The 10991-nt window shown below is 37.8% G+C and carries 10 protein-coding genes and 1 tRNA gene; 1 reads left to right on the forward strand and 10 read right to left on the reverse strand.

The features are described 5' to 3' along the window. The 8 genes from N178_RS25585 to sigW form a co-directional block, all read right to left on the reverse strand. Positions 1–299: SH3 domain-containing protein (locus N178_RS25585; protein ID WP_237758609.1), on the reverse strand; the 299-nt coding region annotated here is incomplete at its 3' end. A 162-nt stretch (positions 300–461) separates the two neighbouring features. Beyond that, on the reverse strand, positions 462–1178 hold the full coding sequence (locus tag N178_RS25170; protein WP_045295580.1) for a YebC/PmpR family DNA-binding transcriptional regulator: 717 nt from the start codon (positions 1176–1178) through the stop codon (positions 462–464). 893 nt (positions 1179–2071) lie between these two features. Then, the gene (glmS, locus tag N178_RS25175; protein ID WP_045295581.1) at positions 2072–3874 is read right to left on the reverse strand and encodes a glutamine--fructose-6-phosphate transaminase (isomerizing); all 1803 of its coding nucleotides are present in this window, start codon (positions 3872–3874) and stop codon (positions 2072–2074) included. A 430-nt stretch (positions 3875–4304) separates the two neighbouring features. Next, on the reverse strand, positions 4305–5651 hold the full coding sequence (glmM, locus tag N178_RS25180; RefSeq protein WP_045295582.1) for a phosphoglucosamine mutase: 1347 nt from the start codon (positions 5649–5651) through the stop codon (positions 4305–4307). Between the two features lie 28 nt (positions 5652–5679). After that, positions 5680–7230, reverse strand: coding sequence for a CdaR family protein (locus tag N178_RS25185; RefSeq protein WP_045295583.1), 1551 nt, complete (start codon positions 7228–7230; stop codon positions 5680–5682). Continuing rightward, positions 7223–8044, reverse strand: a complete 822-nt coding sequence (cdaA, locus tag N178_RS25190) for a diadenylate cyclase CdaA (protein ID WP_013054971.1) — start codon at positions 8042–8044, stop codon at positions 7223–7225. Before cdaA ends, N178_RS25185 begins: the two co-directional genes overlap by 8 nt. A 194-nt stretch (positions 8045–8238) precedes the next feature. Further along, positions 8239–8844, reverse strand: a complete 606-nt coding sequence (locus tag N178_RS25195; RefSeq protein WP_045295584.1) for an anti-sigma factor family protein — start codon at positions 8842–8844, stop codon at positions 8239–8241. A 14-nt stretch (positions 8845–8858) separates the two neighbouring features. After that, entirely contained in the window at positions 8859–9413 is a 555-nt protein-coding gene (sigW, locus tag N178_RS25200) for an RNA polymerase sigma factor SigW (RefSeq protein ID WP_045295585.1), read from the reverse strand. Positions 9414–9576: 163 nt separating this feature from the next. On the opposite strand from sigW, the gene N178_RS26485 reads away from it, so the two are divergent. Continuing rightward, complete coding sequence (locus N178_RS26485; RefSeq protein WP_223260213.1) at positions 9577–9747, forward strand: aspartyl-phosphate phosphatase Spo0E family protein; 171 nt, start codon at positions 9577–9579, stop codon at positions 9745–9747. Positions 9748–9829: 82 nt separating this feature from the next. On the opposite strand, the gene rocF is transcribed toward N178_RS26485, so the two are convergent. Further along, a complete protein-coding gene (gene rocF / locus N178_RS25205; RefSeq protein ID WP_045295586.1) occupies positions 9830–10729 on the reverse strand; it encodes an arginase in 900 nt (299 codons plus the stop codon). Positions 10730–10893: 164 nt separating this feature from the next. Next, positions 10894–10969: transfer RNA gene (locus tag N178_RS25210), tRNA-Ala, on the reverse strand. Between the last annotated feature and the right edge of the window lie 22 nt (positions 10970–10991).

A 10991-nucleotide genomic window follows, 5' to 3' on the forward strand; every position in this document is an offset into this window, starting at 1 on the left:
GCTGTTCCTGATGACTGTACATAATCGCTGCTCACATAGCCTGTGCGGCCGTTGTAGTTAATTTTGTACCAGCTTCCGCTTTTACTCACCACAGATAGTGTTTGATCTTTCACTACGCTGCCGATAATCCCGTAATTCGTTCCCGCTCCGCTTCTCACATTGAGCTTGCTTGCCGTTACTTTATATGTAACTGTCGCTGCATATGCCTTTTCTTGATTTCTCCCAATTGAGCTAAAGCCAGGCGTTACAGCCGTTGCAAGCGTAGCTGTTAACGCCATCCCCACCATTAATTTTTTCAACTGCTTTCCCTCCATTTATTCCTCATAAAATTCTACTATTTTCTATTCTTAATTCATTATCTTACCATATTCCAAACGAAGGGAAAGGGTCAATGGATGCTTTTCACACGGCCTATAAAAAAAGACAAACCTCTTTGATAGGTCTGTCTGCCTCTTTCACTATTATCTTAAATCAACGTTGTGATATACTTGCTGCACATCTTCTAAGTCCTCTAATGCATCAATCATTTTTTCAAACTGAGCTTGTGCATCTTCAGGAAGAGTTACATCATTTTGAGCAAGCATCGTTTGCTCAGCTACTGTAAATTCCGTAATACCAGCATCGTTGAACGCTTTTTGTACCGCATGGAATTGATCCGGATCAGCGTAAACAATTACAGAATCTTCTTCTTCTAAAATGTCACGCACGTCTACATCTGCTTCCATTAACAGTTCTAGCGTCTCTTCTTCATCCTTACCTTCTACACCAATAACAGCTGTTGGATCAAACATGTACGCTACTGATCCGCTTACTCCCATATTACCGCCATTTTTACCAAAGGCAGCACGCACGTCTGAAGCTGTTCTGTTTACGTTATTCGTAAGAGCATCTACGATAACCATTGATCCATTTGGTCCAAAACCTTCGTAACGAAGATTATCGTAATTTTCTTCTGATCCGCCTTTTGCTTTTTCAATCGCACGGTCAATAATTGCTTTTGGCACATTGTATGTTTTCGCGCGTTCTAATACAACTTTTAACGCTTGGTTTGATTCTGGATCTGGCTCGCCTTGTTTCGCAGCCACATAAATCTCACGGCCAAACTTGGCATATATACGACTTGTATTAGCATCTTTTGACGCTTTCTTTTCTTTAATATTGTTCCACTTACGGCCCATATTGTTTCACTCTCTTTCAAAATTGAATCTAATAAAATAAATAGGCAATGATATATCCGTTTTTATTATACATCAATTCCCTCTTATCTTTCGAGTTTAATACGTAAAAAAGAAAAGCAATATTTTGGTATATTTCGTTAACTAAATAAATGAGAAAACCATTTGAGAACAGGCTGAATGATTTTGATATATATTTTTTTAAGCGGTTTATATATACATGTCACCCAAAACCATCTTAAAGGGTAATAGATTATATGAATTCCAATCCACTTAAATCCCTTCCAGAAACAGAAAAAGATACGCTGAGAGAATGAAAGCACAGGAAGAATAATTTCATTGTAAAAAGGCAGCACAAGGTATTTCCATAACAGATAACAGGGGTAGCAAATTAGATACAAAATAGGGTAGACGACATATCTCCATATAAATCTAGTTATAGGCAAAAAACATCGTTTCCAAACGAAGAGAATAAAAGGATATATTATCTCATTCCATAGCCAAGAAATAGGGTAGACGAACAGAAAACGTATGATGTATATCCAAATAAAATAAATGACCGGTTGAAGGATTCTTTTCCCTATCCACATGAGGGGCTGAGCGATGAAATATATCCATACTTTACAAAAGACTTGAAATACAAAATAAAAGGGAAAATATAAGACAAAAAAGATGCCTCGCAACACGTACTTTATACTTTGAGTCACTCCACTAATGCTTTCCACATCCTTTTTAATAGCTGAGGTTCGTTCCTTTACCTATTTCATTATATAAAATAAATGGAGCAAGCAAATATATTTTTTAACTCAATGAGACTTCTAGCATAAACGTTGTTTGTTCTCTTTCTCAGACATACAAAAACACCCTTCTATAGCAGAAGGGTGTCTAGAACCTTATTATTCTACAGTAACTGATTTAGCTAAGTTACGTGGTTTATCTACATCGCAATCGCGGTGCAGTGCAGCGTAGTAAGAGATTAATTGTAAAGGAATAACCGCTGCTAGTGGTGAAAGTGTTTCATGAACTTTCGGAATCACGTAGCGATCTTCTTCTGTTTCTAATCCTTTCATTGAAATGATACAAGGATTAGCTCCACGTGCTACTACTTCTTTTACGTTACCACGGATGCTTAAGTTTACATGCTCTTGTGTTGCTAATGCAATAATTGGCGTATTGTTTTCAATTAAAGCGATTGTTCCGTGCTTAAGCTCTCCTCCAGCAAATCCTTCTGCTTGGATGTAAGAGATTTCTTTTAGTTTTAACGCACCTTCTAAGCCTACATAATAATCAACAGAACGTCCAATAAAGAATGCGTTGCGAGTTGTTGCTAAGAATTGAAGAGCAATGCTTTCCATTTCTTCTTTGTCGTCGCAAAGTACTTCCATTGTGTTTGCTACGATTGCTAACTCTTGAACTAAGTCAAATTCTAATTCAATGCCGCGTGTTTTTGCTGTTACAGCTGCTAGAATTGATAGGACCGCTAATTGAGCTGTATAAGCCTTTGTTGATGCTACAGCAATTTCCGGACCTGCATGAAGTAATAACGTATAATCAGATTCACGAGATAATGTTGATCCCGGAACGTTTGTGATTGTTAACGCTTTGTAACCTAGTTCTTTAATTTGAACTAATACTGCACGGCTATCAGCTGTTTCTCCACTTTGAGAGATAAAGATAAACAATGGCTTTTCAGATAGAAGCGGCATGTTATAAGAGAATTCACTTGCTACGTGCACTTCTACCGGAACCTTCGCCCACGTTTCAATGAATTGTTTACCTACTAGGCCTGCATGATAGCTTGTTCCACATGCTACGATATAGATGCGGTCTGCTTCATCCATTGCTCCTAAAATGTCTGCATCAATGTGCAGTTCATTGTTCTCATTTTGATACTCTTGAATGATTTTACGAACAACTAAAGGCTGCTCATCAATTTCTTTTAACATATAATGAGGGTACGTACCTTTTTCAATATCACTTGCATCAAGCTCTGCTGTATAAGGTGCTCTTTCTACCACTTCACCATCAAGCGTTTTAATTGTTACGCCTTCTTTTGTAACAATTACTGTTTCTTTATCCATTAATTCTACGTACTGATCTGTTACTTGAAGCATTGCCATAGCATCGCTCGCTACAACGTTAAATCCTTCGCCAACACCTACAAGAAGCGGGCTTTTGTTTTTAGCTACGTAGATTGTATTTTTATCTTCGTTATCAACAAGAGCTAGTGCATAAGAACCGTGAAGCAAGCTTACTGTCTTACGGAACGCTTCTTCTACACCTAAGCCTTCTGCTGCGATTTTTTCAATTAACTGAACGATTACTTCTGTATCCGTTTCGCTTTTGAACGTTACATCTTGTAAATATTCACGTTTCAAAATAGCATAGTTTTCAATTACACCGTTATGCACAAGTGTGAAGCGTCCAGATGTACTTTGATGTGGGTGAGCATTTTCTTGGCTTGGTACACCATGAGTTGCCCAACGCGTATGACCGATACCTGCTGGTGCTAAAACACTGTTATCTACTGCCTGACGCAATTCTGCAATACGGCCTTTTTCTTTGAATACGTGTACGCCTTCATTGTTAACAACTGCAATACCTGCTGAGTCATAGCCGCGATATTCTAACTTTTCAAGACCACGCAATAAAATTTCTTTCGAATCTTCTGTTCCAATATATCCTACAATTCCGCACATAGATAAAATCCTCCTTCATGTATGAAAAGAGAGTCTCTTTTCATCATCAATGATTATCATCTCAATGCTTTTGTCCAATAAGTCACCTCATTGTTTTTCACATCAAGTTTTCGGCCGTGATAATCAACAACCGGGAGGCATCCGCCGATACTTCGATAAACCTCCTCCTCGTCAACTAAGTCGTTTCCGTCCCTTTACTTAGTTCAGGCGCTTTGTATTCACTTTTAAACTAGATTGTTCACTCCTTTACATAAATTAAGAGACGAACAGATTTAATATTACAATAAGAAGTGAGAAAACGTCAATTATCTTCTTTACTATCTGTAAAAACAGCCTTTAGCATCAGATAATTTCCAAGAATTTTTCTCAACAATATAAAAATATGCATAAGCGGCTTGAAACGTCACCGCTTATGCATATAATTAATGAATTACTCTAAGCCCATTTCTTCTTTTACTACTTCTACGATACGCGTTACATAAGTTTCACATTCTTCTTGTGTTTGTGCTTCAACCATAACACGTACTAACGGCTCTGTTCCTGAAGGGCGTACAAGTACTCGGCCATTACCGTTCATTTCTTTTTCCACTTCTTCAATAACCACTTTTACCTTCTCGTTATCTGTAACATGATGCTTATCCGTCACTTTTACATTTACAAGAAGCTGAGGATATTTCTTCATTTCAGCTGCTAATTCTGATAAAGGCTTTTTCGTTGCTTGCATAATGTTTACAAGCTGAATAGCTGAAAGCATACCGTCACCTGTTGTGTTGTAATCTAAGAAAATGATATGACCTGACTGTTCTCCACCTAGGTTATATTGATTAGCTTTCATTTCTTCTACTACATAACGGTCGCCTACACCAGTTTGTGCACTTTCAATTCCGCTAGCTTCTAGTGCTTTGTAGAAGCCTAAGTTACTCATAACAGTAGAAACAAGCGTATTTTTCTTTAAACGTCCTTGTTCATATAAGTACTTTGCACAAATGAACATGATTTGATCACCGTCTACAATCTCACCTTTTTCATCGATTGCGATTAAACGATCTCCGTCTCCATCAAATGCTAACCCAACATCCGCTCCTTTTTCTTTTAAGAAGGCACTTAATGCTTCCGGATGTGTAGATCCTACACCGTCATTGATGTTTAATCCGTTTGGTGATGCCCCCATTGTAGAGATATCCGCATCTAAATCTGCAAATAAATGTGCTGCTAAAGATGACGTTGCTCCGTGCGCACAGTCTAATGCAACATGAATACCTGAGAAGTCTTCATCAACCGTTTGTTTTAAGTATTGAAGATATTTTTGTCCACCTTCGAAGTAGTCATTTACCTGACCTAAATCTCCGCCAACAGGTCTTGGTAATTGATCTGTTTCACTATCTATTAACGCTTCAATTTCATTCTCTTGTGCATCTGACAGTTTAAATCCATCTGGACCAAAGAATTTAATTCCGTTATCTTGAACTGGGTTATGTGAAGCAGAGATCATGACTCCTGCTTGTGCGCCAAGTGCCTTTGTTAAATACGCTACCCCTGGAGTTGAAATAACGCCTAATCGCATAACTTCTGCACCAATTGAAAGCAAGCCTGCAACAAGCGCTCCTTCTAACATATGACCAGAAACGCGTGTATCGCGTCCGATTAATACCTTTGGTCGCTCTGCATCTTTTGTTAGAACGTAACCACCTAAACGTCCAATTTTAAAAGCAAGCTCAGGAGTTAATTCACTATTGGCAACTCCTCGTACTCCGTCTGTTCCAAAATACTTACCCATTAATTTTCTCTCCTTCATGTCAAAACATTTAGTTTCCTGATGTATTATCTGTCTGTCCATCTACGGGTGTAGAATTTTCATCACTTTGATTACTACTATCGTCACCAGTTTCTGTATTATCTGTTGGTGTATCTGTATTGTCTTCAGGTGTGTCAGTCTCTTCGCTTGGTTTATCAGTTGAATCACCTGAATTTCCCGTCTCAGGGTTTGTTCCTGATCCAGTTCCCGTGTCTGGCTTTGTTTCTTTATCGCTCGTGCTTCCACTTGTTTCTTTATCCGTTTGCTCATCATTTGTCCCTGATTGTTTTTTCGCTGTTACACGAACTTTCGCCTGTTTAGTCGATAGTGTTGATGTAACAGAGTCGGGACTATTTATTATAATAGGGACCGTGTGCTCCCCAGCAGATAAATTCCCTACATTCGCTGACAAGCTAATGCCGCTTTTCGTCAATTTATCTAAATCAGATTTTGGTCCTTTTACATCCGCATCTACTGAAGTAGGAGAAAGCAGTTCATACGTGTACTTTGAGGATTGACCAGTTAAAGAAACCGGTAAATTCTTAAATGACTTAGTCTCATCTGCGCTTTCGTCCGTTTCTTCTGCGTCTTTCTCATCACCTTGTTTGTCTACTTCTACATGAACGGTAATTTGTTTAGGACTTACACTATCTATTCCGTCTGGAACAGGGACGTTCACCTTAATATCTTTAGATTTCGTAATACCGGTAACATCGACTGGAATATTATCAATTTTATCGATTTTTTCTAAAGAATCAGATGGACCGATAATTTTCACTGTATTTGTTTTAGGCTCTAGCTTCGTAATGTTGACACCGTCGCCTGGCGTGCCTTCTTGAATCACATCAACCGGCACTTTTTTACTAATATTTTTCACTGGAATTGTTACATTGACCGTTTCTGGTTGAACTGTTACATTTAATTTATTTAAATTCTTGTCTAGTGCGACAACAGTTGCTTGTTTTGTCACTGTTTTTGAAGCATTATCTAAATCAATAATAGCTTTCACATAAGCAACTTGATCCAATTGACTTGATGCGCCCGTTACCGTGACGGCTCTTGGACTAACGGTTGCTTCCCCTGCTTCATATCCATTCTTGACTTTGTTTTTATCATAGCTTGCCTCTACTGAAAACTGTTTTGAATCGCGTTCTTCAATTGTTACGTTTACAATATCAGGCTTAACCACTACATTTAAATTATCAGAGATATTTCGATACTGAACCTTGACTCTATGCTGCCCTAAGCTTAAATTATCAAGATCAATATAAGCTTGATAATCTTTTTGTAGCTTTGTTTGAGCCAAAATATTTTTAGGACCTTCCAGTGTCATAATGACCGTATCCGGAACACCTCTTACAATTCTGTTCTTCTCATTGTAGGATACTTGAACCGGAACGTCTGTTAATGTTTCTACTCCAGTGTTGGCAGAACTGCTTCGGTTCAGAATTTTATTTGATGAACTGGCACCATCATCTAAATTAACAGATAAATATAACATGAAGGCTAACAGCAACGCGATAATTTTCATAACCCACGATCGATTCATCAATTTATCCATTCTTCTTCAACCTCCATTGCCAACGAGTGGAAGAAGTTGCTTTAGAAGTTGTGACTAATTCTTTTTCTAACATTTCTCTCAATGTATCAATTGTCAATTCACGATACAATTCACCGTTTTTGGTAACGGAAATGCCTCCAGTTTCTTCAGATACAATGACAGTCACACTATCTGTTACTTCACTTATTCCTACAGCAGCACGATGGCGAGTACCTAATTCTTTTGAAATAAAAGGACTTTCAGATAAAGGTAAGTAACATGCTGCAGCGGCTACTTGATCCCGCTGTAAAATAACCGCTCCATCATGAAGTGGTGTATTCGGTATAAATAAGTTGATTAATAATTCAGAAGAAATATTAGAGTTGAGTGGTATACCTGTTTCAATATAATCACCCATCCCTGTCTCTCTTTCGATTGAGATCAATGCACCTATGCGTCTTTTAGCCATATAATGCGTTGCTTTTATAATAGCCTCAATCGTAACGGTACGTTCATCTTCTTCAGGCAAATTACTTCGTGAAAACAAACGTCCTCTCCCAAGCTGTTCAAGCGCTCGGCGCAGCTCTGGCTGGAAAATAATAATGATAGCTAAAAAACCATACGTTAACGCTTGGTCCATTAACCATTGCAGCGTATTTAGTCCAAGGAAGTTACTTATAAAGCGGACAACTAAAATTACCGTGATTCCTTTTAAAAGCTGTACTGCTTTTGTACCTCTTATGACCATAATTAATTTATATATGACGAACCATACCAGGAGAACATCAACAATTTTTCCTAAATATGAGAGGATTGGCAGGTCTCCAATAGGCATCTTCTCACTTCCTCTATATATGTAATAAAGATAACATAACCGTTTTATTATACCATAAAACAAAATTACACTGTAAATTACATCTTATTTTTAAATCCTTGTTCCTATATATAATGTAGCCTTCTTTTTATATAAATAAAACCGTCCACTGTTCCTCTCTAACAAGATAAGCGGACGGCTTTATGTTTCAACTATTAAAAGTCAACAGCTTGTTTGGCATGAGTTTTGACGTTATACCATACCCAGTCAAAAATCTTGTCTAACTCTTCAATATTGCCTGTCACTTCTCCTGCAGAAGCTAGGTACTTATCACCATGTATAACAGTAACGTTTCCATCTACTTTTCCTTCAATTTTAATATCGCCATTTCTCACAGTAATATCACCTTTGACGGTCTCACCTTTTGGTACAACGACTGTTTTATCGTGAATGACCAGGTTCGGCTGCTTTGAAACAGAAAAGTCTTCATCCGTTTCCCAAGCTGAAAACACCGTGCCGGACATTAACAGCACAAATACAGCAGCTGCACTAAGAATCGGATGGTTTGTAAACCATCTATTCATTCGAATTCGATTCTTCTCACGTGGTAACCCAGCCATAACACCTGCTGTAAAGTTCATAGGTAATTCTATATGAGAAGTGCTTTGCACAAATGCAATGGTTCTTTTTAACTGATGCATATGCTGCTGACAACCTTTGCATCGATGCAAATGCTCTTTTAATAACATTTCATTTTCTTTTGTAATATCTCCATCTAAATGCTCATGAATGAGGTTTACATATATTTTTGGACATTTCATTCTTAGTTCACTCCTTACAAGTGGCGAAGTCGATTCCTTAAAGCTTCACGTCCTCTGTGAATTCTAGTCTTTACCGTACCAAGAGGCAGGTCTAAAATATCGCTGATTTCTTTTAACGACAGCTCATCTATATATTTTAGGACAATGACAGTTCGATATTTCTCAGGTAGCTTTAATATTTCCGACTGAATGAATTCTTGCAATTCTACTTGCTCTAGCTCTTCCTCTGGTAAGGCCTGATCGGCAGCTATTTGAGAGTACATATTTAACCCGTCGGTCCCGGCTACTTCTGCATCTAAATAATAGTCTGGCTTTTTTTTACGAATTCGATCAATACAAAGATTTGTAGCAATTCGATATAACCAGGTGGAAAACTTTTTACTCGTGTCATAGCTATGAATATTTACATAGGCTCGAATAAACGCTTCTTGTGCAGCGTCTTGTGCTTCTTCCCGGTTTCCTAGCATTCGATAACATAGATGAAAAAGTTTATCCTTGTGATATTCTACTATGTCAGCAAACGCATCCTGGTCACCTTTTTTTACTTTTTTATTTTTCTTTTTAATAATAAATCCATGTAACGGTTACCTCCGCCCATTGCGGGATAGTATATATACGTGTACTTTATCATAAAGTTTCACTTATGCTTAATTATTTTAACAAAAATTTGTCAAATACGTTTAAAAAGATCTTACGTAGGTTATGTAATTAGTATAGATGAAAAGAAGAGGAGTGGAAAGCTTGACTCATACAAAAGAAAACCTTTTGAATCAAATTGAAGAATGTAGAAATAACATGGTCACTCTTGCAGCAGAAAATCCTTTATCATCATTAACAGTGGTGAGAGTAAGTTCAGAGCTAGATGGTTTATTAAATGAATATGAAAAATTTTTCTCTATATAAAGAAGCTCTCGAATCCAAACTAAGAGCTTCTTTTTTTTATCTTCACATATGTTTCATGTACCTTTTGGTAGATACTAATGTTTTATACTAATTTTTCTCCTAAAAGTGAGCCCATTAATGCAACAGCTACGGTAGCTGTTTTATTTCGTTCATCTAAAATAGGATTCACTTCGACAAACTCGGCAGAAGTGATTAGCTGAGATTCTGCTAACATCTCCATAGCTAAATGACTTTCTCTGTAGCTTATTCCACCGATAACTGGCGTTCCTACTCCAGGTGCATCATGTGGATCCAGTCCATCTAAATCGAGTGATAGATGAACGCCATCTGTTTTATCACGCAAATATAAAATTGTTTCTTCCATTACTTTTGTCATACCCATTCGATCTATCTCATGCATCGTATACACTTTAATCCCTTTTTCCTTTATTAGCTCTTTTTCTCCGTCATCTAAAGAACGGGCTCCGATAATCACAATATTTTCGGGCTTGACTTTAGGTGTATAGCCACCAATTCGAGTCAATGCTTCGTCTCCTATACCTATACTTGCTGCCAATGGCATACCGTGAATATTTCCGGAAGGAGACGTATCTGCTGTATTTAAATCTCCGTGTGCATCATACCAAATTACGCCCAAATTTTTATAATGGCGACTTACTCCTGCTAGTGTTCCGATAGCGATGCTGTGATCACCCCCTAGCACTAAAGGAAACCTTTTATTTGTAATAACATCACTTACGGTCTGAGCAAGCCTCTCGCTAGCATCCGCTACAGCTTTTAAATTCTTTAAGTTTGTCTTTTCATCACTATGTACTCGTTCAGCTAAGGCAATTTCAATATTCCCTTTATCTTCTACACTATAGCCAATATTCTCGATGCGTTCAATAACACCTGCATATCGTATCGCACTTGGCCCCATATCCACCCCTCGGCGAGTTTGACCTAAATCCATTGGTACTCCAATAATTGAAAGCTTATTCATAATATGTCCCCCCATCACCAATGTTGCTACTCTCTTATTGTAACGGCTAAATGAGCGATGGCTCAACTCGACACTTTTTTGAATATATATACAATTCTAATTTGTAGAAACTGCACAAAAAAAACCTTTAAGCAATTTGCTTAAAGGTTATATGTTTATATGTATGGTGGAGCCTAGCGGGATCGAACCGCTGACCTCCTGCGTGCAAGGCAGGCGCTCTCCCAGCTGAGCTAAGGCCCCAATATGTTTTTTTATATAGAAA

Source organism: Priestia aryabhattai B8W22 (assembly GCF_000956595.1).
In the GTDB taxonomy this organism is placed as follows: Bacteria; Bacillota; Bacilli; order Bacillales; family Bacillaceae_H; genus Priestia; species Priestia aryabhattai.

Bases quoted from the DNA above. Each gene is read 5' to 3' on its own strand.
- N178_RS25170 (WP_045295580.1), bottom strand. From the start codon at position 1,178: ATGGGCCGTAAGTGGAACAATATTAAAGAAAAGAAAGCGTCAAAAGAT.
- glmS (WP_045295581.1), bottom strand. From the start codon at position 3,874: ATGTGCGGAATTGTAGGATATATTGGAACAGAAGATTCGAAAGAAATT.
- glmM (WP_045295582.1), bottom strand. From the start codon at position 5,651: ATGGGTAAGTATTTTGGAACAGACGGAGTACGAGGAGTTGCCAATAGT.
- N178_RS25185 (WP_045295583.1), bottom strand. From the start codon at position 7,230: ATGGATAAATTGATGAATCGATCGTGGGTTATGAAAATTATCGCGTTG.
- cdaA (WP_013054971.1), bottom strand. From the start codon at position 8,044: ATGCCTATTGGAGACCTGCCAATCCTCTCATATTTAGGAAAAATTGTT.
- N178_RS25195 (WP_045295584.1), bottom strand. From the start codon at position 8,844: ATGAAATGTCCAAAAATATATGTAAACCTCATTCATGAGCATTTAGAT.
- rocF (WP_045295586.1), bottom strand. From the start codon at position 10,729: ATGAATAAGCTTTCAATTATTGGAGTACCAATGGATTTAGGTCAAACT.